23 protein-coding genes are annotated in these 26,440 nt (G+C 34.6%); 4 read left to right on the top strand and 19 right to left on the bottom strand.

What is annotated here, in order from left to right; translation table 11 throughout:
• The first annotated feature begins 257 nt into the window (after positions 1 to 257).
• The 4 genes from J3U09_RS05920 to J3U09_RS05905 all read left to right on the top strand — a co-directional run bounded on the left by J3U09_RS05920 (position 258) and on the right by J3U09_RS05905 (position 5,227).
• Positions 258 to 1,553: a 2-hydroxycarboxylate transporter family protein gene (locus J3U09_RS05920; RefSeq protein ID WP_065562313.1), complete on the top strand. Its 1,296-nt coding sequence runs from the start codon at positions 258 to 260 to the stop codon at positions 1,551 to 1,553.
• A gap of 113 nt (positions 1,554 to 1,666) precedes the next feature.
• The gene (locus tag J3U09_RS05915; RefSeq protein ID WP_065562314.1) at positions 1,667 to 2,827 is read left to right on the top strand and encodes an NAD(P)-dependent malic enzyme; all 1,161 of its coding nucleotides are present in this window, start codon (positions 1,667 to 1,669) and stop codon (positions 2,825 to 2,827) included.
• Between the two features lie 107 nt (positions 2,828 to 2,934).
• Positions 2,935 to 4,551, top strand: a complete 1,617-nt coding sequence (dcuS, locus tag J3U09_RS05910) for a DcuS/MalK family sensor histidine kinase (protein ID WP_267357506.1) — start codon at positions 2,935 to 2,937, stop codon at positions 4,549 to 4,551.
• 4 nt (positions 4,552 to 4,555) lie between these two features.
• Positions 4,556 to 5,227: a response regulator gene (locus tag J3U09_RS05905; RefSeq protein ID WP_065562316.1), complete on the top strand. Its 672-nt coding sequence runs from the start codon at positions 4,556 to 4,558 to the stop codon at positions 5,225 to 5,227.
• A gap of 53 nt (positions 5,228 to 5,280) precedes the next feature.
• Here J3U09_RS05905 and yfbR read toward each other — a convergent pair whose 3' ends face one another.
• From yfbR to zwf, 19 genes are all read right to left on the bottom strand, one after another.
• Positions 5,281 to 5,874: a 5'-deoxynucleotidase gene (gene yfbR, locus J3U09_RS05900; protein ID WP_065562317.1), complete on the bottom strand. Its 594-nt coding sequence runs from the start codon at positions 5,872 to 5,874 to the stop codon at positions 5,281 to 5,283.
• An 81-nt stretch (positions 5,875 to 5,955) separates the two neighbouring features.
• Positions 5,956 to 6,870, bottom strand: a complete 915-nt coding sequence (lpxC, locus tag J3U09_RS05895; RefSeq protein WP_218060048.1) for a UDP-3-O-acyl-N-acetylglucosamine deacetylase — start codon at positions 6,868 to 6,870, stop codon at positions 5,956 to 5,958.
• 67 nt (positions 6,871 to 6,937) lie between these two features.
• On the bottom strand, positions 6,938 to 8,071 hold the full coding sequence (gene ftsZ / locus J3U09_RS05890; RefSeq protein WP_370632624.1) for a cell division protein FtsZ: 1,134 nt from the start codon (positions 8,069 to 8,071) through the stop codon (positions 6,938 to 6,940).
• A gap of 92 nt (positions 8,072 to 8,163) precedes the next feature.
• Entirely contained in the window at positions 8,164 to 9,417 is a 1,254-nt protein-coding gene (gene ftsA / locus J3U09_RS05885; RefSeq protein WP_065562320.1) for a cell division protein FtsA, read from the bottom strand.
• Positions 9,418 to 9,438: 21 nt separating this feature from the next.
• Positions 9,439 to 10,272, bottom strand: a complete 834-nt coding sequence (locus J3U09_RS05880; RefSeq protein ID WP_081299464.1) for an FtsQ-type POTRA domain-containing protein — start codon at positions 10,270 to 10,272, stop codon at positions 9,439 to 9,441.
• A 14-nt stretch (positions 10,273 to 10,286) separates the two neighbouring features.
• Positions 10,287 to 11,195: a D-alanine--D-alanine ligase gene (locus J3U09_RS05875; protein ID WP_267357505.1), complete on the bottom strand. Its 909-nt coding sequence runs from the start codon at positions 11,193 to 11,195 to the stop codon at positions 10,287 to 10,289.
• A 2-nt stretch (positions 11,196 to 11,197) separates the two neighbouring features.
• Positions 11,198 to 12,646: a UDP-N-acetylmuramate--L-alanine ligase gene (gene murC / locus J3U09_RS05870; RefSeq protein WP_065562322.1), complete on the bottom strand. Its 1,449-nt coding sequence runs from the start codon at positions 12,644 to 12,646 to the stop codon at positions 11,198 to 11,200.
• A 97-nt stretch (positions 12,647 to 12,743) separates the two neighbouring features.
• On the bottom strand, positions 12,744 to 13,790 hold the full coding sequence (gene murG / locus J3U09_RS05865; protein ID WP_267357504.1) for an undecaprenyldiphospho-muramoylpentapeptide beta-N-acetylglucosaminyltransferase: 1,047 nt from the start codon (positions 13,788 to 13,790) through the stop codon (positions 12,744 to 12,746).
• Entirely contained in the window at positions 13,790 to 14,941 is a 1,152-nt protein-coding gene (ftsW, locus tag J3U09_RS05860; RefSeq protein ID WP_065562324.1) for a cell division protein FtsW, read from the bottom strand. Before ftsW ends, murG begins: the two co-directional genes overlap by 1 nt.
• The gene (murD, locus tag J3U09_RS05855; protein WP_267357503.1) at positions 14,938 to 16,272 is read right to left on the bottom strand and encodes a UDP-N-acetylmuramoyl-L-alanine--D-glutamate ligase; all 1,335 of its coding nucleotides are present in this window, start codon (positions 16,270 to 16,272) and stop codon (positions 14,938 to 14,940) included. Before murD ends, ftsW begins: the two co-directional genes overlap by 4 nt.
• A 23-nt stretch (positions 16,273 to 16,295) precedes the next feature.
• Positions 16,296 to 17,378 carry a phospho-N-acetylmuramoyl-pentapeptide-transferase gene (gene mraY, locus J3U09_RS05850; protein ID WP_065734813.1) on the bottom strand — a complete coding sequence of 361 codons (1,083 nt, stop codon included), beginning with the start codon at positions 17,376 to 17,378 and terminating at the stop codon, positions 16,296 to 16,298.
• Positions 17,379 to 17,383: 5 nt separating this feature from the next.
• The gene (murF, locus tag J3U09_RS05845; protein ID WP_267357502.1) at positions 17,384 to 18,748 is read right to left on the bottom strand and encodes a UDP-N-acetylmuramoyl-tripeptide--D-alanyl-D-alanine ligase; all 1,365 of its coding nucleotides are present in this window, start codon (positions 18,746 to 18,748) and stop codon (positions 17,384 to 17,386) included.
• Complete coding sequence (gene murE, locus J3U09_RS05840; protein WP_220225122.1) at positions 18,745 to 20,292, bottom strand: UDP-N-acetylmuramoyl-L-alanyl-D-glutamate--2,6-diaminopimelate ligase; 1,548 nt, start codon at positions 20,290 to 20,292, stop codon at positions 18,745 to 18,747. The genes murF and murE overlap by 4 nt, the downstream gene beginning before the upstream one ends.
• Positions 20,293 to 20,305: 13 nt before the next feature.
• A complete protein-coding gene (gene ftsI, locus J3U09_RS05835) occupies positions 20,306 to 22,078 on the bottom strand; it encodes a peptidoglycan glycosyltransferase FtsI (RefSeq protein ID WP_267357501.1) in 1,773 nt (590 codons plus the stop codon).
• Positions 22,078 to 22,452 carry a cell division protein FtsL gene (ftsL, locus tag J3U09_RS05830; protein WP_065562329.1) on the bottom strand — a complete coding sequence of 125 codons (375 nt, stop codon included), beginning with the start codon at positions 22,450 to 22,452 and terminating at the stop codon, positions 22,078 to 22,080. Before ftsL ends, ftsI begins: the two co-directional genes overlap by 1 nt.
• Positions 22,445 to 23,386, bottom strand: coding sequence for a 16S rRNA (cytosine(1402)-N(4))-methyltransferase RsmH (rsmH, locus tag J3U09_RS05825; RefSeq protein ID WP_141673911.1), 942 nt, complete (start codon positions 23,384 to 23,386; stop codon positions 22,445 to 22,447). Before rsmH ends, ftsL begins: the two co-directional genes overlap by 8 nt.
• Before the next feature lie 9 nt (positions 23,387 to 23,395).
• Positions 23,396 to 23,842, bottom strand: a complete 447-nt coding sequence (gene mraZ, locus J3U09_RS05820; RefSeq protein WP_065562331.1) for a division/cell wall cluster transcriptional repressor MraZ — start codon at positions 23,840 to 23,842, stop codon at positions 23,396 to 23,398.
• Positions 23,843 to 24,218: 376 nt separating this feature from the next.
• Complete coding sequence (pgl, locus tag J3U09_RS05815) at positions 24,219 to 24,917, bottom strand: 6-phosphogluconolactonase (RefSeq protein WP_065734809.1); 699 nt, start codon at positions 24,915 to 24,917, stop codon at positions 24,219 to 24,221.
• A 14-nt stretch (positions 24,918 to 24,931) separates the two neighbouring features.
• Complete coding sequence (gene zwf, locus J3U09_RS05810) at positions 24,932 to 26,392, bottom strand: glucose-6-phosphate dehydrogenase (RefSeq protein ID WP_065562333.1); 1,461 nt, start codon at positions 26,390 to 26,392, stop codon at positions 24,932 to 24,934.
• Between the last annotated feature and the right edge of the window lie 48 nt (positions 26,393 to 26,440).

The raw sequence follows: 26,440 nt of genomic DNA, 5'->3' as shown, positions 1-26,440 counted from the left end.
GTCTAAAAATAGTCAAAATTTGACATCAATCCATTCTTTAATTAGATAACTTATAAAAGTCTTTCTAATAAATTAGTCATTACTAATTCTTCCATTTTAAAGGTGATTTTGTCATAAAAACCTATATAAATCAATCATAAAATTATTAAGATACTTACATTAGTTACAAAACTAGTTAGTTAACTTTCTTATTCTTCTGATTTCTTTCTGCATAACTATACTGCATATGTGCTATAAAAAAATAAAGAGGTTTAGTTATGAGTATGTTACAAGATATAAAAGAAAACAAAATGTATATAGGTTCACTTCCCCTCCCCATATTTTTAGTTTGTTCGATTATCGTTATTATTGCTGCACAATTAGATATGCTACCTAAAAGCCTTATTGGTGGTTTTGCTGTGATATTACCTTTAGGTTGGTTTTTAGGCACTGTCGGGCAGAATATTCCATTTTTCAAAAAATTTGGGGCGCCTGCCATTTTGTCACTTATCGTTCCTTCATTATTGGTTTACTACAACGTTTTTGATGAGAATACTTTATCAGCAACAAAGATGTTAATGAAAGACTCTAACTTTTTACTCTTTTATATCGCCAGTTTAGTGTGCGGTAGTATTCTTGGTATGCATCGAGTGATTTTAGTTCAAGGCTTTATTCGAATGATGATTCCGATGCTATTAGGTATGTGTTTAGCTGCGTTTGTTGGCGTCTGTGTCGCCGTAGCTTTTGGTGATGATTGGGAGCACGCCTTCTTTTATACCGTTTCACCAGTAATGGCAGGAGGAATTGGTGAAGGTGTTTTGCAACTGTCCAATGCCTACAGCAATATCCTTAATCAAGATTATAATGTTTTTGTTAGCGCATTAATTCCTGCAACTGTTGTAGGTAACTTTTTTGCAATCACTTTTACGGCGATTATGAGCCGAATTGGTGAAGTTAAACCTCACTTAAGTGGGCACGGTCAATTAGTAAAAATTGAATTTGATGGCTTAGCTGAAGCGTTAAAAGATGATAAGACACCACTTGATGCTCGTGCAATGAGTGGCGCAGTTATGATTTTAGCTACGCTATTTATCTTCGGTATGATTTTAGAAAAAGTAACTCATTTCCCTGGTCCTGTTTTAATGATTATTGCTACCGCTGTAGTTAAATATTTTCGTTTATTACCAGCGAGTGTCGAACGAGGAAGCCAACAATGGTACAAATTTATCTCAGGCAACTTTACCTTTCCATTAATGGCAGGACTTGGGCTACTTTATATAGATTTAAATAGCGTAGTTAAAGTATTAACTATCCCATACTTTATTACCATTATCTCTATCGTCTTCACTGTTTCAATGACAGGATTTGTTTGTAGCTTCTTCTTAAAAATGTATCCAGTTGAGGCATCTATTATTTCATCTTGCCAAAGTGGAATGGGTGGAACTGGTGATGTAGCGATACTTTCAACAGCCAACAGAATGAACTTGATGCCTTTTGCTCAAGTTGCAACACGATTAGGGGGAGCTTTAATGGTGATATGCACCACGGCACTGATGCGTTATTTACATATGTAGTTTTATAAACATTAAAGAATGAATAAGAAGTTTTAAAAGCAGTTTGAGATGAATATTGGTTTGATCTCAAAAAATATTAAATATAGTTTTAAGTATTTAAAAAGGTAAGCATTATGACAACAGTACAAGAAAAAGCGTTAGCAATCAGTAAACAAATGCACGGTAAATTTGAAACTCACTCGAAAGTCCCTGTTAATTCAATGGCAGATCTTAGTGTTGCTTATACACCAGGGGTTGCGGCAGTTTGCACAGAAATTGCTAAAAATCCCGATTCAGTTTATGAATATACCAGTAAACGTAATTTAGTTGCGGTTATCACTGATGGTTCAGCTGTTTTAGGGTTAGGAAATATTGGGCCAGAAGCAGCAATTCCAGTAATGGAAGGCAAGGCAATTTTATTTAAACAATTTGCAGATGTTGATGCAATACCTTTATCAATTAATACTCAAGATCCAGATGAGTTAGTTAAACATATAGCAGCATTAGCGCCCTCATTTGGCGGTATCAATCTGGAAGATATTAGTGCACCAAGGTGTTTTGAGATTGAAAAACGATTACAAGAATTATTAGATATTCCTGTATTCCATGATGATCAACATGGTACAGCAATCGTTGTATTAGCAGCGCTTTATAATGCACTTAAAGTTGCAGGTAAGTCGATCGAATCGGCCAAGGTGGTGATTAACGGTGGCGGAGCAGCTGGTTTAGCAATTGCCGATATGTTATTAGCCGCTGGAGTAACCGATCTTAAAATTGTCGATAAGATTGGTATTTTATCCGAAGATGATCTTTCTTTACCGCCTCACCATTTGGCCATGGCGAAGAGAACCAATAAGAACAAACAAAAAGGTACATTACAAGATGCGGTTAAAGGTGCTGATGTGTTTATTGGTGTTTCAGCCCCAGGAGTATTAAAAGCAGATTGGGTTAAAACAATGGCAGAAAAATCAATTATTTTTGCTATGGCAAATCCAACACCAGAAATATTCCCAGACGAAGCTAAAGCAGCTGGTGCTTATATTGTCGGTACTGGGCGTAGTGATTATCCGAATCAAATTAATAATGTTTTAGCATTCCCTGGCATATTTAGAGGCGCTTTAGATGCTAGAGCAAAAAATATTACATTGGCCATGCAGCTTGCAGCAGCAAAAGGATTAGCCAATATCATTACACCTGACAAACTATCAATTGATTGTATATTGCCAAATGCATTTGAACCTAATGTAGCCAAGGTGGTTGCTGAAAGTGTAAAAAATGCAGCAAATAATCTTTAATAGTCGATTAAATTAGCTAAAAACCTACTAATATGAAATTTATTAGTAGGTTTTCCTGCCTAATAAGTTATGATAGTAAGTGATCGCTTTTTATACAGTAAATGAGAATGAGATATTTATTTAATAAATTACCACTCAAAGTTAAGTTAATAAGCCTGATTTGCTTAGTGTTTATACTTTCAGTTATTGCACAAAATATTTATATTGTTCATGTAGTGAATAACGAATATCTTATCAACTCTCGCCAACGAGTTGAGAATATCGCAAATATTATCTCTACATCACAAAGTATCATTGACGAAATACAAAATCCAACACCACAAAATATTGCTTCCATTCAAAAAACAACAGAACAATCCAGAGTATTAACACAAACTGATTTTATTGTGATATTTAATATGCAAGGCGTTCGATATTCGCATCCCGATGAAAATAAAATAGGTCAAACTATAGTCGGTGGAGATGAACAGCGCGCATTAAATGGTGAGTCCTATACTTCAATTGCGAAAGGCACATTGGGAGATTCTGTTCGGGCTTTTAAGCCAATTATGAATGATAAAGATCAACAAATTGGTGTAGTTTTAGTTGGTCAGACCTTGCAAAAAATTAATCATTTAGCATCAAGAACAAGTCAGCCGATTTGGCTATCCTTGTTTGCTTCATTATCGATAGCTATTCTTTTGGCCTATTTGTTATCTCGCGATATAAAGAAAATTTTATACGGCCTTGAGCCAGTTGAAATGGCACAGCTATTTGCTGAGCGAAATGCTATTATCCGAACGGTAAAAGAAGGCATTGTGGTTATCAATCGAGATGGATTAATTACACAGATCAATGATGAAGCAATTAGAATTTTGCGCATAAAAAAAGATAAAGAAAATATTATAAGCTTACCTATTGGTGACTTTATTCCAAATACTCGACTGCATGAAGTGATGATGAGTGGAAAAGCTGAATATGATTGTGAACAAAATATTAATGGCGTGGTGATACTAACCAATCGAACTCCATTATTTGTTAATGATATTTTAGTTGGAGCTATTGCTTCATTTAGAGATATGACAGAAGTACGTAGATTGGCAGAAAATTTAACAGGAGTTAATCGTTATGCCGATGCTTTACGTTCACAATCTCATGAGTTTAATAATAAATTACATGTTATTTATGGGTTAGCCTTTAATGACAATAAATCTGAATTAATTGATTATCTTGAAGAAATTATTGGCAATCAACAAGCGGAATCTAAACTTGTTAGTCAATATATTAAAGATCCAATTATTGCAGGATTTTTAAATAGTAAATTTAGCCGAGCACGTGAGCTAAATGTGACATTAACGTTTAATATTGATGGTATTTTGGCACCAATAGCAGATACATCTGTGACACATGGTTTAGTTACAATACTTGGTAATTTAATTGATAATGGACTTGATGCAGTACAATTTTTGGATGATAAGCAGATAAAGGTGAGTTTAGTTATTGATAATTCTAATTTTCAGATTGAAATCAATGATAATGGTGAAGGTATTTCTGAAAATGATATTCAATATATTTTTCAAAAAGGCTATTCGACAAAGGGCGATAATCGTGGTTTTGGGCTTTATTTAGTGTTAGCTAGTATTGATGAGTTAGATGGGCAAATACAATTATGTGATTCTGATAATAAAAAAGGGACTTGCTTTAAGGTATTATTACCATTAGAAGAGATTTATAGGAAAAAATAATCATATGGTAGAAGTTTTAATTGTTGAAGATGATCCGATGGTAGCAGAGCTCAATAAAAAATATTTGCAAATGCTTCCTGGTTTTAATTTAGTGGCAACTGTTACTAATGGAGAACAAGCGCTACATTTTATCCATGATAATCATATTGATCTATTGTTGCTTGACGTTTTTATGCCAAAACTAAATGGTCTTGATCTGTTAAAATATATTCGAATTAGTTACCCTAAAATAGATATTATTATGGTAACCGCCGCATGTAATACCAATGATATCCAAACCGCATTACGTTTAGGAGTCATTGATTATATTGTTAAACCCTTCACTTTTGAGAGATTTCGTACGGCTTTGATTTCATATCAAGAACGGATTCGCCTATTATCATCTTCCGAAATACTAAACCAGAATCAATTAGATGATCGAATTTTCACTAAAAACTTTAATACTACAAATAGATTACCAAAGGGAATCGACTCACAAACTTTACAATCTGTTCGAGATGTTATTGTTAACTATCAACAAGATTTCTCTATGAGCGATATTATCGAATTGATTCCTTTATCTAGGATATCGGTTAAGAAATATCTTGATTATTTAGAAGAGTTAGGAGAAATAGAAAGCCATTTGACCTATTTACCAATTGGCCGTCCAGTAAAACGTTATATTTATCAAAAATAGTTTATTTACTTCGTTATTAATTGTGCTGTAAATGATTACTCAGTTGACTAAAACTATTCATCCATTGTAATTTCATCTAATGATAAGCTGAAACTTGGGACAAATACATCTAAAAAATAATCCATTTCTGGAGTATTACGATCTGATAATGTTTTTTTTAATCGTTGTTCTGCTAACCTAAACTCATTATTACCCGCACTAAGCTCTTCAATTGTTTTAAGATATGCACACAAAGCATCTGCTTGTTTTACAATGCTTTTTTCATCTTCATCATAATAATCGTCATCAATTAGTGTTTTAAAGTCATCTTGTAACTCTTTTGGCAACATATTAATGAGTTTATTTTGAGCTATTTTTTCAATCTTTTTGTATTCAGATGTGATCTGTGGGTTGTAATATTTAGTCGGTGTTGGTAAATCACCCGTTAATACTTCTGATGCATCATGATACATAGCCAGTAATGCTATGCGTTCAGGGTTAACATTACCATTAAATCGTTTGTTTTTAATTATCGCTAAAGCATGTGCAACAAAAGCAACTTGAAGGCTATGTTCTGATACATTTTCAGTTCTCACGTTACGCATTAAAGGCCAACGATTAATTAGTTTTAAACGCGATAAATGAGCAAAAAAATGGCTGTTATTCATTATGATTATCTCATTGATTCTAAAATAAAAAACGCCTCCAAATCGGAAGCGTTAGTAAATTTATAATACGATTTTAATGACTTATGCTAAAACAAGCTGTCTTGTACCTAAAGCAACAGGAACATTTTGTTCTTCATCAAAGGTGACATATTCCCAAGCATCTTGTTTAGCTAATAACGCTTGCAATAGTTGGTTATTTAAAGCGTGACCTGATTTATAACACACTACTTCACCAATCATATTGTGGCCACTCATGTATAAGTCACCAATGGTATCTAGCATTTTATGACGTACAAATTCATCTTCAAAACGAAGACCATCTTCATTAAGAACTTTATAATCGTCAACAACAATTGCACAATCTAAGCTACCGCCTAAACATAATCCTTTAGATTGTAATGCTTCAATATCTCTCATAAATCCAAACGTTCTTGCACGACTGATTTGACGAATAAAAGACTCTGAAGAAAAATCCAATTGGTAACGTTGTGAACTGTTATCAATAGCTGGATGACGAAAATCAATAGTGAAATCTAATCGAAAACCACTATATGGTCTTACTTCTGCCCATTTATCACCATTTTCGACACGAACAGTTTCTTTAACTCGTATGAATTTTTTCAGTGCATTTTGCTCAGTAATTCCAGCATCTAATAATAAGTAAACGAATGGGCTTGCACTTCCGTCCATAATTGGAATTTCGGGCGCATTTACTTCAATAATAATATTATCTATACCGAGCCCAGCTAATGCAGAATTGATATGTTCAACAGTTGAAATACGAACATTATCTTCATTAACCAAACAGGTACAAAGCATTGTATCACGCACAGATTTTGCATCCACAGGAAAATCAACATACGGATTTAAATCTGTACGGCGATAAATAACACCTGTGTTCTCTGGCGCAGGACGTAAAGTCAAAGTAACTTTTTTGCCAGTATGTAAACCGACACCAGTTGCTTGAATTGTCTTTTTTAAGGTTCTTTGTTTCACTTCGCACCTACTCTTTTTATTCGCTTCCTTTATCCATTAGACAATAAGAAATCAAATAAGTTCAATACTAATTAGCCTGCTTACGGATAAAAGCAGGAATATCTAAAATTTTATGTTCTTCCATTGGAGAAACCGCTGGTTCGTTAACAACTTTAGGCATTGGTTCCTCTTGTTGCTGTGGCAAATGATTTGTTTGGCCAAATAATGAACCATGTGATGTAACTGGCTTATTAATTTTAACTTCTGGACGTTTATCCATACCAATACCAGTTGCAACTACTGTAACACGAATTTCATCAGACATGTCTGGATCAAATGTAGTACCAACAACCACAGTTGCATTGTCAGAAGCAAAAGCTCTAACAGTACTACCAACAGTTTCAAATTCTTCTAAACCAAGATCAAGACCAGCTGTAACATTAACTAACACGCCACGCGCACCCGATAAATCAATATCTTCAAGTAACGGGCTTGAAATAGCCATTTCAGCAGCTTCTTCGGCACGGTTATCACCACTCGCACGACCAGAACCCATCATAGCGTAACCCATTTCGGACATTACCGTTCTAACGTCGGCAAAGTCAACGTTGATATGACCAGGTTTGGTAATTAATTCAGCAATACCTTGTACTGCACCTTTTAAAACACCATTTGCAGCAGCAAAAGCGTCTAATAGCTTAACGCCTCGACCTAATACTTTTAATAATTTATCATTTGGAATTGTGATAAGAGAGTCAACGTGTTTAGCTAACTCAGCAATACCTTGCTCAGCAAAAGCCATACGTTTTTTACCTTCAAATCCAAAAGGTTTTGTAACAACAGCTACAGTTAAAATACCTAGTTCTTTAGCAATTTCTGCAACGACTGGAGCTGCACCTGTTCCTGTTCCGCCACCCATTCCGGCTGCGATGAATACCATGTCGGCACCCTCAATCGCACTACGAATAACATCACGATCTTCTTCTGCTGAATTCCTTCCCACTTCTGGATTAGCTCCAGCACCAAGTCCTTTGGTCACATTATTACCGATTTGGATAGTTTGACCAACTTTAATTCTTTTCAATGCTTGTGCATCAGTATTTGCTGCAAAAAACTCAACGCCTTCAATATGTTCAGCAATCATATGCTCAACAGCATTACCGCCGCCGCCACCTACACCAATAACTTTAATGACTGCTGCTGGCTCATCATCCGCAACCATAGGCTCAAACATAACTTATCTCCAAATTTACGATCTAACAACATTGTACAGATAACCAGCTACAATGTCTACGAAGTTATTAAATATATTAGCTAAAATTCTTTTTTAAACCAACCGGTCAATCTTTTAGCTATCCCTTTCAATGATGATTTATTGCTATCTTTAGTATCATCATTTAATAAACTTTGTTTTCCATAGTGCAATAAGCCTACGGTTGTAGAACAATAAGGCTTTTGCACATAATCAGTTAATCCTGAAATATTCAAAGGTTGTCCAATACGAACTTGATTTTGAAAAACTTTTTCAGCACATTCAACCATGCCTTTAATTTGAGCTGCTCCACCAGTTAAAACAATCCCTGCTGCCAACTGATATTTCACATTTTGTTTCTTAAGTTCATCTTGTAACACTAGTAATTCTTTTTGGACTAAAGATAAAAGTTCTGAATAGCGTGGTTCTATTACATCTGCTAATGTTTGTCTTTGTAATGAGCGTGATGGTCGTCCTCCAACACTCGGCACATCAATAACTTCATCTTTACCAACTAATGAACCGACAGCACAACCATAACGAATTTTGATATTTTCAGCATCCATTGGTGGTGCACCAAATGCATAAGCGATATCACTAGTAACAACATTGCCAGCATAAGGAATAACTACCGAATGACGTAATGCACCACCTGTATAAACAGTAACATCCATTGTTCCGCCACCGATATCAATAACACATACACCTAATTCTTTTTCATCATCAGTCAAGACTGCATAGCTAGAAGCCAACCCAGAGAAAATAAGTTGATCAACTTTTAAACCACAACGTTCAACAGCCTTAACGATATTTCTTGCCATATCATTATGACAGGTGACCAAATGAACTTTGGCTTTCATTCTTACACCAGATAATCCGATAGGATTTTTAATGCCTTCTTGTAAATCAATTGAATACTCTTGAGCAATAACGTGCAAAATACGATGTTCATCTAATATTCGAACGGACTTAGCTGTATGAACTACGTTTTCGACATCTTCTGCAGTAACCTCTTCATCAGCAATTGGCACCATACCTATTTCATTTTGACAACGAATGTGTTTACCAGATAGGCTTAAATAAACAGAAGATATTTGGCAATCAGCCATTAATTCAGCTTGGTCAACTGCTCGTTGGATTGATTTAACAACTGATTCAAGGTCATTTACACCACCTTTATCAACGCCTTTCGATGGACAATGTCCAACACCTATAATATTGACCACACCATCAGGAAGCACTTCACCGACAAGGGCAAGTACTTTGGATGTGCCAACTTCAAGTCCAACAACCAATTTTTTCTCTGTTGCTTTCATACTTAAGCCTTTATTTATTCCTTATTGCGATATTTTTTCTCGTTGTACTGCGATGCCGTTTTCATAACGCAAATCAGCAGCCGTTATTTTTTCATCAGCTGGCATTCTAGACTGAATTTCAGGAAATAATTTAATAAATTGTTGATAGCGTTGTTCTATTTTTTCACTACCAACTATCAATTTTATATCCTGACTTTCAGAACATAAATCAGCTGTACATTGTTTAATCAGCAATTGCCAAGCATTACGTTCATCAGCTATAGCTGCTTTAATTTCTGATGCAAACTTGTTATTAGCTAACTTTCTAGAAATTTCTTCTAGCTTAAAATACGTTTCTAATATTGTTTTTGCTTTACCTTCAGGGCCATATATCCTAGGTAATTGCAATTCACCCAAACGATCTAATGGCACACTAAATACATTGCCAGCATTATCAAGTAGATATAAATCATTCCAGTAAAATGCAGGTTTGTATTCTTCAATATAAACAATCAACCTATCCGGCCATTGCTTACGGATACTAGCTTGTTTAACCCAAGGGTATCGCATTATTTCTTGTTGAATATCGTCAACATCCTGTCCTATATAGGTATTAGGCAATCCTAAACCTAATATTGCTTGTCGAAGATCATCTTCAGTTGTGTAAGTATACTCTCCACTTAAAGTCAATTGTGATAAAACCATCTGATCTGGATCTTCCATCCAGTTCTTAACACAATTGATAGCCCAGGCACTAATACAAATAATTATAATAAAGAACAAAAAACCTATCATTTGTTCTGAATTACGAAAAACAAGCAACCTTCTTCTATTTTGATGTTCTCGTTTGTGCGCTGCTTGTCGGACTTTTTTCATAAAAATAAAGCCAATTATATGGTTGCTAATTGTAAAATACGTTTAACCAATTCACTAAATGACCATCCGTATTCTTTTGCTGCCATTGGTACCAAACTATGGTCTGTCATGCCTGGAGCAGTGTTTACTTCAAGTAAATATGGTTTTTCATTATTATCAAACATAATGTCCACTCTACCCCAACCTCGGCAACCAACCGCTTTATAAGCATCTAAAGCTAATTTACGAATCTCTTGTTCTTTTTCATCAGATAATCCGCTTGGACAGAAATATTGGGTTTTATCTGACAAATACTTTGCATCATAATCATAAAAATTGGTAGCAGGCTTAATGTAAATTGCTGGTAAAACCTCATCACCAACTATCGCAACGGTAAACTCAGGGCCAGATAAAAACGATTCAACCATTACGGTATTATCATATTTGAATGCAACATCAATAGCAGCTTTTAATTCTTCTGCCTTATCAACTCTTGTCATACCAACACTTGAGCCTTCATGGCTTGGTTTAACAAATAATGGTAATCCAAGATTTTTAACAATATTTCCAATGTCAATTAATTGCGATTTTTCAACCATAACGTAATCAGCAACAGGTAAACCAAGTGATTTCCAAACTAGTTTTGTTTTTAACTTATCCATGGTTAAAGCTGATGATAAAACATCACTTCCGGTATAAGGAATGTTTTGATAAGTTAAAATAGCTTGGGTAATACCATCTTCGCCACCTCGACCATGTAAAATAATAAAAGCTTTAGTAAACCCTTCTTGCTTCAAATTTGTTATACAATGATCTTTAGTATCGATAAGATGAGCATCAATACCATTTTCTTGTAACCCTGAAAATACTGCTTTACCTGATTTTAGGGATACTTCTCGTTCAGCAGAGGTCCCACCATACAACACAGCAACTTTATCAACCATTATTATAAAACCTCTTTTGAAAATAGTTGGCTACTGGCTAACTGACGGGCAACTCGGCCAACGCTTCCAGCACCTTGAGTTAATAACAAATCCCCACCTTGTAATAATTCTTTCATTATTTCAGGTAGAAGATCTAAATCAGAAACATAAATTGGATCAACTTTTCCACGATTACGAATTGAACGGCAAAGTGATCGACTATCTGCGCCTGCAATAGGCTGTTCACCAGCAGAATATACATCTAACATAACTAACGCATCAACTTGAGAAAGAACCTGCGCAAAATCATCAAATAAATCACGAGTACGCGTAAATCTATGTGGTTGAAATAACATCACCAATCTACGGTCAGGCCAACCATTTCGAGCTGCCTGAATTGTGGCATTAACTTCGCTTGGATGATGTCCGTAATCATCAACCATCATAATATCTTTTCCATTTCCATCAGGAAAAATACCTAATAGATCGAATCGACGGCTAGTTCCAGCAAATTTTGCTAAGGCTTGTATAATTGAATTATCATCAATACCATCTTCAGTCGCAGCGATAATTGCTGCTGCTGAGTTTAAGGCATTATGTTTGCCAGGTGCATTTAATTCAATTTCTAAATCGTTATGATCTGGGCGACATACTGTGTAGTAACTAACGCCTCTTTCCTGACGATAATTTTTAATAACAACATCGGCTTCTTCACTAAAACCATAAGTGATAATTTTACGACCAACAATCGGTAACAATTCACGATTAATAGGATCGTCATAACACATAACAGCTAATCCATAAAAAGGAAGATTACGTAAAAAGGAAATAAAGGTTTGTTTAAGATTCTCAACACTTCCTTGATAAGTATCCATATGATCAGGTTCAATATTAGTTACTATAGATACCATAGGCTGTAAGTGTAAAAATGAAGCATCACTTTCATCGGCTTCTGCAATAAAATATCGACTACTACCTAATCTAGCATGGGTTCCTGCTGCTTTAACCAAACCACCATTTACAAAAGTTGGATCGAGTTTAGCTTCTGCATAAATAGCCGTTACCATTGCTGTGGTAGTCGTTTTACCATGGGTTCCTGCAATAGCTATACCATATCGAAAACGCATTAATTCGGCTAACATTTCAGCTCGTTGAATTACAGGAATACGAGCTTCTCTAGCTGCAACGACTTCTATATTATCTTGAGAAATCGCTGATGAGATAACAACAACACTTGCACTAAGAACATTTTCAGCAGCATGTCCGATAACAATCTTTGCGCCTAATGTTTCTAAATGTTGTGTTACTGCATTTTCAGCAATATCAGAACCGCTAATTTGATAGCCTTCATTAGCAAGAACTTCAGCAATCCCTCCCATTCCGGCACCGCCAATACCCACAAAATGGATATGTTTGACACGTTTCATTTCTGGAATGATTGCTCTTAATTCAGCTAATTCCTTAGTATTCACTATTAAACCCCTGGTTAATTATTTATTAAGTAAAGTCATTTTTTGATCTCAAACAGAACTTAACAAAACTGTTACTTAAAATTATAAATAAAATTCGTTATTTTACCACTGAAATCAGTGTTTCTGCCACTCTTTCTGTCGAATTTATAATGGATAAACTTTTCGCTTTTGCAGCCATTTCAACTAATTCTTGTCGACTTAGGTTTGAAAGTAATTGAAATAATGAATCAACATTAAAATCAGGCTGTTCAATAATCTTAGCTGCATCAATATCAGCTAAAGATTTTGCATTCCAAAATTGCTGGCGATCTTTATGCATAAAAGGGACAAAAATTGCACCAATACCAACAACTTCTATTTCACTCACAGTTAATGCACCGCTTCGACAAATAACTATATCAGCCCAACTATAGGCTTCTTTAACATCACTAATAAATTCTGTTACTTGGTTAATGTTACAGTTCTGATAAGATTTAATTACATCATCTAACATTCCTTTGCCCGTTTGATGCCAAACAATAAATTTATCAGACAATTTTGAAATTGCTTGAGGAACAACAGTATTGATTACTTTGGCGCCTTGACTACCCCCCATAACCAAGACTCTAATAGGGCCTTGTCTATTTTTGAGTCTTTCACTGGGTTCTTCAATTGTTAATAAGTCACTACGAACTGGATTACCAACCACTTCGGCATTTTTAAATGCTGTTGGAAAAGCTTGTAAAACTTTAGTTGCAATTTTAGCCAAATATTTGTTTGTTAATCCCGCAATGCCATTTTGTTCATGTAGTACCACTGGAATACCTAAACTTTTGGCAGCTATTCCACCAGGCCCTGAAACATACCCGCCCATACCTAAAACAACATCAGGACGATACGCTTTTAAAATTTTCCTAGCTTGTAAAACAGCTTTCAATATTTTATAAGGCGCTTTTAATAATGCTAGTTTACCTTTGCCACGTAGTCCTGATATTTGAATAAAGTCTATTTCAATTCCATTTTCAGGCACTAACTGTGCCTCCATACGATCAGCTGTACCTAACCATCTTACTTGCCAACCTTGTTTCATTAAATGATGAGCAACAGCAATACCAGGGAATACATGCCCACCAGTACCACCAGCCATGACTAATAACTTTTTCATTATTTAATTGACCTTATTCTTGCTTGAGCTTGTTGTTGTCTAAACTCAAAATCTATTCTTAGTAATATTGCAACTGCAATACTCATTACAATAAGGCTTGAGCCGCCATAACTAATAAATGGCAAAGTTAAACCTTTTGTAGGTAACATACCGGATGTTACACCAACATTAACAAAAGTTTGAAAACCAAACCAAATGCCGATTTCACAAGCCAAATAGCCTGAAAATTGAGATCCTTCGTTTAACGCCCGATATCCTATAGCTAATGCTTTAAATGTTAGAAAGAAAAGTAATAACAACAAAGCTACGACACCGATATATCCATACTCTTCTGAAATAATTGAAAAAATAAAATCAGTATGACATTCAGGTAGATAGCGTAATTTAAAAATAGAATTACCAATTCCTTGTCCAGTTATACCACCATTACCAATAGCCATTAATGAAGCAACAAGCTGATAACCGGCTCCAGTTGCATCTTGCCATGGATCAAGGAATGTCATTAAACGAGTCAAACGGTAAGATTCATATAAAATAAGGCAAGCAACTGCACCAACCCCAGTTAGTAAAATGGCAATAAATTGCCATAATTGTGCACCAGCAATAAATAAAATGCCAATTGTGACCATGAATAATACAATCACCGTACCTAAGTCAGGCTGTTTTAGTAATAAAATTGATAAAACAGCCATCACCACCATAGGTTTAAAAAAGCCCCAAAATCCGTTTTGAACTTCATCTGATTTACGAGCTAGATAACCTGCTAAAAATAGAAATAATGATAATTTAGAAAGCTCAGCTGGTTGAAAATTAAAAACACCTAACGGAATCCAACGCGACGCACCATTAATTGAAGAACCAATCCCCAAAACAACTATCAGCATAATAATTGAAATAATTAATAAAACTGATCCAAATTGTTGCCAACGTTGCATAGGAATATATAAAGCTATACACATTAAAAATAGCGACATTCCAATTTGGATTAACTCACGTTGGGTATAAAAGAAAGGAGCACTTTCACTAAATGCCATTGATGAGGATGTCACCATAATTAAACCAAATATCATTAAACCAATTACTGTCCAAAGCAACTGGTTATCGAAAGGAATATTTGGATTTACTTGTTTTCTTATCCAAAAGAATGTCATTTTTCACCCCTTTGAGTATACTGCTTAGCAAGTTGTGCAAAAAGATTTCCGCGTTCAATGTAATTTTTAAACTGATCTAAACTTGCACAAGCAGGCGAAAGCAACACCACGTCTTTTGGTGCTACTTTTTTAGCTATACATTCAATAGTTTCAGCCATCGTTTCTGTAATCGTTGATATATTAGGAGCTAAATTAGCAAGTAAATTTCGATCTCGTCCAAAACAGAAAATTTCAATATTTCTACCTTTTAAATAAGGAATCAAAGGTGAAAAGTCTGCTGATTTGCCATCTCCACCTAGCAACAAAAACAATTTTCCATTACATATAACACTATTTAAAGCAGCTTCTGTGCTACCTACATTTGTTGCTTTAGAGTCATTAATCCATTTTACCCCATTACTATCAAATACTAACTCAAAGCGATGAGGTAACCCCTGAAAATTAGCAATAGTTTTCAAACTTGAATCACGATCAATGTTTAAACTATCGGCAATAGCTAATGCTGCTAATGCATTCAAATAATTATGACATCCAATTAATTTCATTGCGTTAGTCGCTAGGACTGGCTTTTGTTGTGCAATCAAGTATTCATAATTATCATCTAAATGATAATCTCCAGCCTTTATTCCAAATGAAACACAGTGGTGATGATTATTCTTTGGTTTAGTTAATTTATCATCATGATTAATTACACAACATTTTGCATTGTGATAAATACGTTGTTTAGCTTCAGCATACTGCATTAAACCAAGAGGATAACGATCCATATGGTCTTCGGAAATATTCAATATTGTTGCCACAGAAGCTTGTAAGCTTGATGTCGTTTCTAACTGAAAACTCGAAAGTTCTAACACATAAATATCACAATCTTGTTTTAATAGTGAAAGAGCAGGTTCACCGATATTGCCACCTACGCCAACTTTTAATCCAGCCTCTTTGACAATATCCCCAACCAATGTAGTAACGGTTGTTTTACCATTTGCCCCTGTAATAGCAATAATTTTTTTATTTCTATCTTGATTAACTTCACGGCAAAAAAGCTCGACATCACCAACAATCTCAATACCTTTTTCAGCGGCTTTTTGTAATTCAGGTGTAGATAATGCAATACCAGGACTGGCAATAATCAGATCTGCATCAAATAGCCAGTCTATATTTAGATTTCCTAAATGATAAATAACACGATCATCTAATTGGTCTAATCCTGAAGGAGATAAACGTGTATCAATCACTTTCGGTATAACATTCTGAGCAAGAAAATAGTCAACACACGAAAGTCCTGTTATCCCTAATCCGATAATAACAACTTTTTTACCTTGATAGTCAACCATGATGCAATCCTACTCTATTTTATTTAACGTAATTTCAAGGTTAATAAACCAATTACGACTAACATCAATGAAATAATCCAAAACCGAACAATTACTCTTGGTTCTGGCCAACCTTTTAATTCATAATGATGGTGAATTGGTGCCATTTTGAAAATTCGTTTACCTCTTAATTTGAACGAACCTACTTGTAAAATTACGGATAAAGTCTCTATAACAAAAATTCCACCCATTACTAATAATAAAAATTCTTGTCTCAGTAGTACTGAGATAATCCCAAACACACCACCTAAAGCTAACGAGCCTACATCACCCATAAAAACCATCGCTGGATAGGTGTTAAACCATAGAAAGCCAAGACCTGCACCAATGATTGCAGTACAAACAATCATTAGTTCGCCACTAAATTTGATATATGGAATATGTAAATATGCAGCAAAGTTAACATTACCTGTCGCCCAAGCAACAAGAGCAAAACCAGCAGCTACAAACACAGTTGGCATAATTGCTAGGCCATCTAAACCGTCAGTAAGATTTACTGCATTACCTGCACCAACAATAACCACATAAGTCAGTAAAATGAACCATAACCCTAATTGCGGCATAACATCTTTGAAAAAAGGAACAACTAATACTGTTACGGAACTATCTTTCCCATATGCATAAAGACCAAAAGCCACAATTAATGCAATAACTGACTGCCAAAAATATTTCCACCTAGCAATTAAACCCGCAGTATTTTTACGGATAACTTTTAAATAATCATCAGCGAAACCAACAAGACCATAACCCAGTAAAACAAATAAGGTTACCCAAACATAAGGATTTCGTAGATCTGCCCATAGAAAAACAGAAAACGAAATAGAAGCTAAAATAAGCGTTCCACCCATTGTTGGTGTTCCCTTCTTACTTAAATGAGATTCAGGACCATCGTGGCGAATAACTTGACCAATTTGTAATTTTTGAAGCCAATCAATTACTTTTTGCCCCATAATTAACGAAATTGCCAATGATGTTAATAACGCAAGAATAGCCCTTACCGTTAGATAAGAAATAACATTAAAAAAAGTAAAATATTTAACTAAATATTCTGATATCCACACCAACATAATTTTTAATCCTGACCTGTTTTTAATTGAATTTCTGTGATTAGTTCTTCCATTCTTGCACTACGTGAACCTTTAACTAACATAGTTAAGTTTAGATATTTTTGTAATAACGCTAACAAAAACTCAACTGCTTTATGTTTATCAACGAAATGGTGTCCAACACCACTAAATTGGCTAATCAATTCGCTTAAATCACCAACACTGACAACACAATCAATTTTTTGTTGTTTAGCTAATTCACCAATTTGTTGATGATAATTTTTTGCGTTATGTCCCAATTCCGCCATATCACCTACGACTAAAACTCGATAACCTGGTTGAGTTGCTAAAACATTAATAGCAGCCGACATTGACCCAACATTAGCATTATAGGAATCATCCCAAATTAATTGAGTTTGATTTAATTTAATTGGGTAAAGACGCCCTTTCACAGATTTCGACGTTGCTAATCCCTTCTTAACTTCTATTAAAGTTGCACCTACTGATATTGCTAAAGCTGCAGCAGCAATTGCATTAGATACATTATGCTCACCAACTAATGGTAAGGTGATTTCACTCTCACCAATTGGTGTGCACAATGTGAAAATAGTCTGATCCATTACTTTTATATTACTAGCATAAAAATCAGCAGAAGAATTATGTAAAGAAAAGGTCCAAACAGTTTTATTATTTAGCTCTTTTAACCAATTATCAGAACAACTATCTAAATTAACAATCGCGATGCCGTTTTCTGAAAGCCCTTCAAAGATTTCACCTTTAGCTGTTGCTACCCCTTCAAGTGAACCAAAACCTTCAATATGAGCTAAAGCAATATTATTAATGAGTGCACTATTTGGTTTAACTAAACGAGTGGTATAAGCAATTTCACCAATATGATTTGCACCCAGTTCAATAACTGCAAATTGATCTTGCTTTGATAATCTTAATAACGTTAATGGAACTCCAATATCATTATTAAAATTACCTTGAGTATAAAGTGTTTCACCACACTGCTGTAAAATAGTAGCAGTCATTTCTTTCACAGATGTTTTACCTGATGAACCAGTCAACGCGACAATTTTAGCTGAGCTTTGATCTCGCACAAATGAAGCGATTTGACCTAATGCTAAATGGGTATCATTTACTACTATTTGAGGAATATCATCGTCGAGTTTGTGATTAGCAATTACCAAACAAGCTCCATCTTTAATAGCTTGTTTAGCAAATAAATGACCATCAAATTTATCACCCACTAATGCAATAAATAGTGATTTATGAGTAATTTTTCGTGAATCAGTACAAATTTCTTCAATAGTTAATCTCTCATCTTGAATATGATAAGAAGTCCCATTAACTATTTTTTCAACTTGCTTAATATCTAAAGGAATCATGATTGATTCTCTACTCCTAAAATCTGTTTTACGGTTTCTTGATCTGAATAATGATGCTTTGTTATACCTATAATCTGATAATCTTCATGTCCTTTCCCAGCTATTAGAATAACATCATCAGGTTTGGCTTGAGCTAGGGTCTTTGTGATAGCTTCAACTCTATCAGTAATAACTTGTGTATTTTTAACGTCAGTTAGCCCTTCTTGTATATCATGAATAATTTTTATTTCATCTTCAGTACGAGGATTATCATTAGTTAATACAATTTTATCGGCAAACTGTTCAGCAACTTCCCCCATTAATGGTCTTTTACCTGTATCTCTATCGCCTCCACAGCCAAAAATCACCCATAATTTACCTTTGCAATGAATGCGGCTTGCTTGTAATGCTTTTTGTAGAGCGTCAGGTGTATGGGCATAATCAATGATTACCGTTGGGCTATTTTTCACGTGTATCACTTCCATGCGACCACATATTGGCTTAAGATACGATGCCATATTGACTACTGCAAAAAATGGATAATCAAGTGTTAGTAATGTTGCGATTGCTAATAGTAAATTTGATACATTAAATTCACCTAGTAGTCGGCTATGAATAATGGCATTACCCCAACTTGATTCCATATGAATTTCGGCACCTTTATCATGATATTCAATCATTGACACACCAACAAAAGGGTTGTCCATCATCTTCAAGCGTCGCAATGACTTAGGTTGGCATGATACTGCAGTAGCTTTTGATAATTTATCAATCCAACGTCGTCCATAAGCATCATCATAATTAATAATGGGTTTTCCTGAACTAGCTACCTGCTTTTCTTTTTCATCAGAACTAAATAGCGACCATTTTGCCTTAGCATATCTATTCATCGTTTTATGATAGTCAAGATGATCTCGGCTTAGATTAATAAATACTGTCGCTGCACAATGTAATTCTTTTACCCGATTCATCGATAACCCATGGGAAGAAATTTCCATTGCCACAACTTGAACACGTTTTGCTACAAAATCAGCTAGATAAGACTGAACTTCTACAGCAGATAAAGTTGTGTTTGGCGAGGGTTCGAGATGATTGTAAACACCATTACCAATCGTGCCTAACAATGCGGATTTTTTATTTAATAAAGTTGCACATTGTGCAATCAACTGCGTAATTGTCGTTTTACCGTTTGTCCCTGTTACTCCAATTACAGATAAATGTTTAGAAGGCGAATGATAAAAATCAGCTGCAATTTTTGATAATTTTTGAGAAAGTTGAAACACACTTATTTGTGGAATAACTTTCTCGTCTTTTTGATTTAGGTAATCAATTTTCAAATCATTTGATTTTCTGTTTGTTTCAGTTAGAACAAGAACAGCACCTGATGAAATTGCTTGAGGAATAAAATCTTTACCATTAACGGTATACCCTTTAATAGCTACAAACACATCTCCTTTTTGCACTTTCCGACTATCAATTACTAATTGATTAAGCGGAAAATCATCTACTGGTAGTTGATTCCCACCTAATAAGTTATATAAAGTTTTAAATGTGCTTGTTGCCATTATTTATTACCTACTAATATACAATCATTTGACCATCAACTTGACGATCTGGTTTTACATTCATTGTTCTAAGAACTCCCCCCATAATACGGCTAAAAACAGGGGCTGAAACAGAACCACCATAATATTGCCCAGCTTTTGGATTATCGATAACAACAACCAGTGAATATTTAGGTCCTGTTGCTGGTGCAATACCAGCGGTATAAGCTAAATATTGATTAACATATCGTCCACCAGATAATTTTTTAGCTGTACCCGTTTTAACACCTACACTATATCCAGGGACAGAAGCTTTGGTACCACCTCCAGTCACAGCAACCGCTTCCATTAATTGCACTACTGTTTTAGCTGTTTTTTCAGCTACAACTCGTTTACCTTCTACTGGCTTGTTAATTTTTAATATTGAAACAGGTCGATAAACACCATAGCTACCAATAGTTGCATAAGCCCTAGCTAGCTGTAGTGGGGTAACACTTAATCCATAACCAAAAGAAAACGTCGCTCTTTCTATATCAGCCCATTTTCTTGTTCTATCAGCAGCAATTGAACCACTCACTTCTCCACCTAAACCGAGTTCAGTTGGTTGTCCTAACCCAAAACGGCTATAAAACTCAACAAGATCACCCGATTGCATTTGTAAAGCTAACTTACTCACACCGACGTTACTTGATTTCTCAAGGATACCAGCCAAATTTAGGGCTTTTTGATAAGACACATCTTTGATTTCATAACGATTTACCAAAAAAGGTCTAGTATCAATAACCGTATTTAAATCAGCTATTTTTTTCTCTAATGCAGCCATAACAACTAAAGGTTTAACTGTTGAACCTGGCTCAAATGCATCTGTTATCGCTCGATTTCGTAATAAACTATAATCAATTGAAGATCGATTATTCGGGTTATAGGATGGACTGGTTGCCATAGCCAATATTTCACCCGTGTGAACATCAATTAAAACAGCTGTGCCACTATCAGCTTTGTTAAATTCCACAGCTTGACTAAGTTCACTGTAAACGAGCGATTGTAAACGTTCATCAATACTTAATGTCAAATCAGAAGCAACTTCACTTTCAGTCCTTTCTAATTCTTCTATAACTCTACCAACACGATCTCGCCTAACAACACGTTGTCCTGATTCACCAATCAGCCATTTATTAAAGCTTTTTTCAATTCCTTCTGAACCTTTTTCCGTTCCATTTTCATCAATGTCAGTTAAACCGATTAATTGTGCTATATTTTCAGCTGCTGGATAATAACGTTTAGATGTTTTGGCAAACGAAATACCAGGTAATTTTAATTGTTTTAAATAATCCGATATTGTTGGTGTAATTTGTTTAGACAAATAAACAAAACGCATCGATGGATTACTCAATTTTTGCTCTAGTGTCGACATTGGAATATTCAATGTCTTTGCTAATCCTTGCCAACGGATATCATTAGGATCAACTCCGCCTTTTTGTACAACAATTTTCGGATCAGCCCAAACATCATACATAGGTACACTAACAGCCAATGCTCTGCCATTACGATCCGTAATCATTGCTCGAGGTGCGCTCATTTCTTGATGACGAATTGAGCGTTTATTGGCTTCAGCAATTAACTTATCAGGTTCTATTATTTGTAAAATTGCCAATCGGACAAGTAAACCAATAATTGCTAAAATAATAAAACCATAAACAATATAAAATCGAGTGAGGGTAAAAATTTGTTTTTTACTATTTAATTTATTCCCTTTATTCGATTTTGTAGTATGTTTTACATTATCTCTTTTATTAGCAAACTTCATTATTTACTCTTTATCACAATAACGGTTTCATTTTGCGGTGTCACATACGACATGCCCAATTGATTTTTAGCTTTATCTTCAACACGTTTTGGATCAGCAAGTACATTTTCCTCAATAACTAAATTACGCCATTCACTTTCTAAAACATCTTGTTCGAGTAATAATTGTTCACGTTCAAATAATTGTTTACGGACTTGCTGGGTTATAACTAATACAGCTCCAGCAGAAATAATAATAAAAACCAATAACAATAATGAAATTTTTTGATGGCCGAGCAAATCACTAAGGATTAATCCAAATAAACTTTTGCTGGGTCTTTTTTGATTGTGTATATCTACACTTGTTCTTTGATAAATTTCATTGTTACTATTCATTTTTCCTTTCTGCTATCCTTAATATCGCGCTTCGAGAACGCGGGTTACCATATATTTCATTATTGCTTGGCTTAATTTTGCCAAGTGATTTTAATTTAGCATCACCATATTGTTTAATTTGTTGTTCTGTTAATGGTAAGCCAGCTGGTAAATTAGGACCTTTACTCTGTTTATTTATAAATTGTTTTACAATTCTATCTTCTAATGAATGAAAACTAATAACTGCAAGTCTTCCTTGAGCAGCAAGCACTGACAAACTGCTATTTAAGGCTTGCTCAACTTCTTCCAATTCACTATTTATATAAATGCGAATAGCCTGGAACGAGCGTGTTGCTGGGTGTTTATTTTTGTCTTTTTTCGGTGTTGCTTTTTCAATTAGATTTGCTAATTCTAATGTACGAGTAATTGGTGAAACTTTATTCTGTTCCACAATTGCACGTGCAATCCTTTTGGCAAACTTTTCTTCCCCAAAAGTTTTTAAAACCCATGCGATATCATTTTCATCACTATTTAGTAACCACTCACTTGCAGTTACACCTTTGCGGTTATTCATCCGCATATCAAGTGGTCCATCTCGCATAAAAGAAAATCCTCTTTCAGGATCATCTAATTGTGGAGATGAAACCCCCAGATCTAATAAAAAGCCATCAATATTACCTAACAACCCTAAATCATTGATATATTGATGTACATTCGAAAACTCTCCTCGAATAAAAGTAAACCTAGGATCGGTTATATTAAGTGCGGCTTGTTCAGCACGTTCATCTCGGTCAATTGCAATTAGTTTCCCTTGTTCGCCCAATTGTTCAAGAATTAACCTAGAATGACCACCACGCCCAAAAGTACCATCAATATAAATACCGTTTTTTTTTATATTTAATGCAGCCACAGCTTCATTTAACAAAACAGTTTTATGTTGATAATCCATCTTTATTTACTCTTATTAAATTGTTAGACTTTTTAAATTTTCTGATAAGTTTTCAACATCTGTTGATAATGTGGCAATGTCATCACTAATTTGTTGATACCAAATTGCTTCATCCCATATCTCAAATTTATTAGATTGGCCAACAAACATGGTATGTTTTTCTAGTTTTGCATAAGTACGTAAAGTTGGTGGAAGTAAAATACGTCCTGCATTATCTAAATTACATTCCGTTGCATAACCTAATAATAGTCTTTTAATTCTTCGTTCTGCTTCAACAACTGTTGATAATGTTGATAGCTGTAATTCAATTTTTTGCCATTCAGTCATTGAATAAAGTGTCAAACAGGGGTGATATAAACCAATGGTACAAACTAAACCATCAGGCAAAAATTCACGATAACGAGTAGGGATTGCTATTCGCCCTTTGCTATCTAAATTGACTGAAATTGCACCACTAAACATGAAAGCACCGTAATTGTTAATTTTTATTATTTTTAAATTATTAAAAAATCAATATGTTAATTAAAAACCTATTTTTTACCACTTAACCCCACTTTTTACCACAAAAGTTACAAAAATAATAGATATTTAATCAATTAATTTCTAACAATTTAAGAAATTAATAAGATAATAAGTGAGCACTAACAAATTAAGTGAAGCGCTTAGAAATGGTAAGACGAAATTATTAACAGTGTTTATTAATATCCGAAACAAACTAATAATAAAAAAAGTAACAAATAATCAATTTATTAATGATTAAAAATAGCTCAATAGGTGTTTTAATATAAGACCAGAAATGAGAGCTTTGCCAGTAAAACTGGCAAAGTTGATTGTTCAGTTAAGATGCTGTCCAAAAACCAATTACATTGACTTTGTTTTGTTGCAGTATTGCACGAATTGGCATTTGATTAATATCATCTCCCTTTTCTGCTTGTTGTAATACCTGCATTTTGCTTTCTCCAACTAAATGCAGATAGATATTTTGACTATCTAAAATAGTTGGTAATGTTAAAGTAATGCGGTCTAATGGAGCCGTCAATGGAGTCATTCCAACAACTTTGCGACCTGATTTCATATCCAAACCAGCCCGCAAATTTGCTGCACCCGGGAAAAGTGAGGCAGTATGACCATCTTCTCCCATTCCTAAGATTAAAACATCTAAAGGCATAGGAATTTTATTTAAAATTTTGTCTGTAATTTCTGCACCATCAAATGGATTATCACAACTATTTTTTAAACCTACAAAATTGGCCAATTTAGCTTTATTTTGTAATAAGTAAGTTAACACTAATTTTTCATTACTAGCGTCATCGGTATCATCTACCCATCTATCATCTACTAATGTAATAAAAACATTGTGCCAATCTAAATCTTGTTGGCTTAATAGTTTAAATAATGGAATAGGTGTTTTACCACCTGATACAGCAATAGAAGCATGTCCCTTTTTATCAATAGCTTGTTTCAAATCTTTGACAATATAAGCAGCTAAATCTTCAATTAATAATTGACTATTTGGATATTTTTTTAATGTAAACATATTGTTAAATTCCTCTATTCAAACTCATGCCATGAATGACCATCTTTAGTTATCAAAGCAACCGAAGCGACAGGCCCCCAAGTACCAGCAGGATAAGTTTTAGGTGGTTCATTATCTAATTTCCAGGCACTAATAATTGAATCAACCCATTTCCAAGCTGCCTCTACTTCATCTCGATGAACAAATAATGCTTGTCTTCCTCGCATCACTTCAAGTAACAACCGCTCATAAGCATCAGCACTTTGTTGATGAAAAGTTTCACTAAAACTTAAATCTAACTTAGTCGTTTGTAAATTATGTGTACTGTCTAATCCTGGCACCTTATTTAAAATTTCAATATCCATACCTTCATCTGGCTGTAGACGAATTGTTAGTTTATTCTGCGGTAGTTCAGAATAAGACTCACTAAATAAATTAAGGGGTAAAGATTTAAAATAAACTACTACTTCAGAACACTTGCTTGGTAAACGTTTTCCGGTTCGTAAATAAAAAGGAACACCCGCCCAACGCCAATTATCAATATCAACTCGAATAGCAACAAATGTTTCCGTATTACTTTGTTTGTTTGCACCATCTTCTTCTAAATAACCAGGGACATTGATACCATTAACAAACCCTGCAGTATATTGTCCTCTAACAACTTTTTCACGGATATTTGCTTTATTAATTGGACGTAATGCATTAAGTACAGCAATCTTTTCTCTACGCAAGCTATTATCTTCAAGATTTGCAGGTGGAGACATGGCAATCATCGTCAGAATTTGTAATAAATGGTTTTGCACCATATCACGCATTTGACCCGCTTTATCAAAATAACCCCAGCGACCTTCAATTCCTACTTGTTCTGCAACAGTGATTTCAACATGATCAATAGAATTTCTATCCCAAAGCGAAGCAAATACAGGATTAGCGAAACGAAGTGCGAGTAAATTTAAAACTGACTCTTTTCCTAAGTAATGGTCGATACGATAAACTTGTGATTCACTGAAAAATTTTGCAACTGAATCATTAATTTCCTTTGATGATTGCAGATCAAAACCTAGTGGTTTTTCCATTACAATTCTATTTTGAGCCTGATTTAAACCTGCTTCAGCTAACCCTTGGCAAATCGTACCAAAGGCATTGGGATGCATCGCAAAATAGAAAATAGCAGGATGTGACTTTTCAAGCTTATCTTTTAATAAATTAAAACCGGCAATGTCATTAACATCTAATTTATGAAAGTTAAGGCGTTGGCTAAAACGTTGCCAAATACTTTCATCTAGTGGTTCAGTCATAAATGTGGTTAACGCATCTTTTGCAACCTCAGTGTAAGCGGCTTGATCCCAATCAGCTCGACCTACACCTAAAATTTTTGTCTGCTTTGGCAACTTTCCATATTTTTCTAATTGATATAGAGACGGTAATAGTTTGCGCCTTGTTAAATCCCCTTTAGCGCCAAAAATTACCAAATCGCAAGCTGGGATATCAGACATGAGTTTCTCCTAAAATGGTGTAATCTACAATTTATTTTATTATGTTTG

Origin of the sequence: Gilliamella sp. B2889, from assembly GCF_026536885.1 — a bacterium.
Taxonomy (GTDB): domain Bacteria; phylum Pseudomonadota; class Gammaproteobacteria; order Enterobacterales; family Orbaceae; genus Gilliamella; species Gilliamella apicola_E.
This window is presented reverse-complemented; position numbering and strand designations above follow the sequence as displayed.

Coding starts and splice junctions, on each gene's coding strand:
- dcuS (WP_267357506.1), top strand. CDS start 2,935: ATGAGATATTTATTTAATAAATTACCACTCAAAGTTAAGTTAATAAGC.
- ftsZ (WP_370632624.1), bottom strand. CDS start 8,071: ATGGTTGCGGATGATGAGCCAGCAGCAGTCATTAAAGTTATTGGTGTA.
- J3U09_RS05915 (WP_065562314.1), top strand. CDS start 1,667: ATGACAACAGTACAAGAAAAAGCGTTAGCAATCAGTAAACAAATGCAC.
- murF (WP_267357502.1), bottom strand. CDS start 18,748: ATGATTCCTTTAGATATTAAGCAAGTTGAAAAAATAGTTAATGGGACT.
- murD (WP_267357503.1), bottom strand. CDS start 16,272: ATGGTTGACTATCAAGGTAAAAAAGTTGTTATTATCGGATTAGGGATA.
- ftsL (WP_065562329.1), bottom strand. CDS start 22,452: ATGAATAGTAACAATGAAATTTATCAAAGAACAAGTGTAGATATACAC.
- mraZ (WP_065562331.1), bottom strand. CDS start 23,842: ATGTTTAGTGGTGCAATTTCAGTCAATTTAGATAGCAAAGGGCGAATA.
- mraY (WP_065734813.1), bottom strand. CDS start 17,378: ATGTTGGTGTGGATATCAGAATATTTAGTTAAATATTTTACTTTTTTT.
- murG (WP_267357504.1), bottom strand. CDS start 13,790: ATGAAAAAGTTATTAGTCATGGCTGGTGGTACTGGTGGGCATGTATTC.
- ftsI (WP_267357501.1), bottom strand. CDS start 22,078: ATGAAGTTTGCTAATAAAAGAGATAATGTAAAACATACTACAAAATCG.
- zwf (WP_065562333.1), bottom strand. CDS start 26,392: ATGTCTGATATCCCAGCTTGCGATTTGGTAATTTTTGGCGCTAAAGGG.
- J3U09_RS05880 (WP_081299464.1), bottom strand. CDS start 10,272: ATGAAAAAAGTCCGACAAGCAGCGCACAAACGAGAACATCAAAATAGA.
- J3U09_RS05920 (WP_065562313.1), top strand. CDS start 258: ATGAGTATGTTACAAGATATAAAAGAAAACAAAATGTATATAGGTTCA.
- J3U09_RS05905 (WP_065562316.1), top strand. CDS start 4,556: ATGGTAGAAGTTTTAATTGTTGAAGATGATCCGATGGTAGCAGAGCTC.
- yfbR (WP_065562317.1), bottom strand. CDS start 5,874: ATGAATAACAGCCATTTTTTTGCTCATTTATCGCGTTTAAAACTAATT.
- ftsW (WP_065562324.1), bottom strand. CDS start 14,941: ATGACATTCTTTTGGATAAGAAAACAAGTAAATCCAAATATTCCTTTC.
- J3U09_RS05875 (WP_267357505.1), bottom strand. CDS start 11,195: ATGGTTGATAAAGTTGCTGTGTTGTATGGTGGGACCTCTGCTGAACGA.
- pgl (WP_065734809.1), bottom strand. CDS start 24,917: ATGTTTACATTAAAAAAATATCCAAATAGTCAATTATTAATTGAAGAT.
- murE (WP_220225122.1), bottom strand. CDS start 20,292: ATGGCAACAAGCACATTTAAAACTTTATATAACTTATTAGGTGGGAAT.
- ftsA (WP_065562320.1), bottom strand. CDS start 9,417: ATGAAAGCAACAGAGAAAAAATTGGTTGTTGGACTTGAAGTTGGCACA.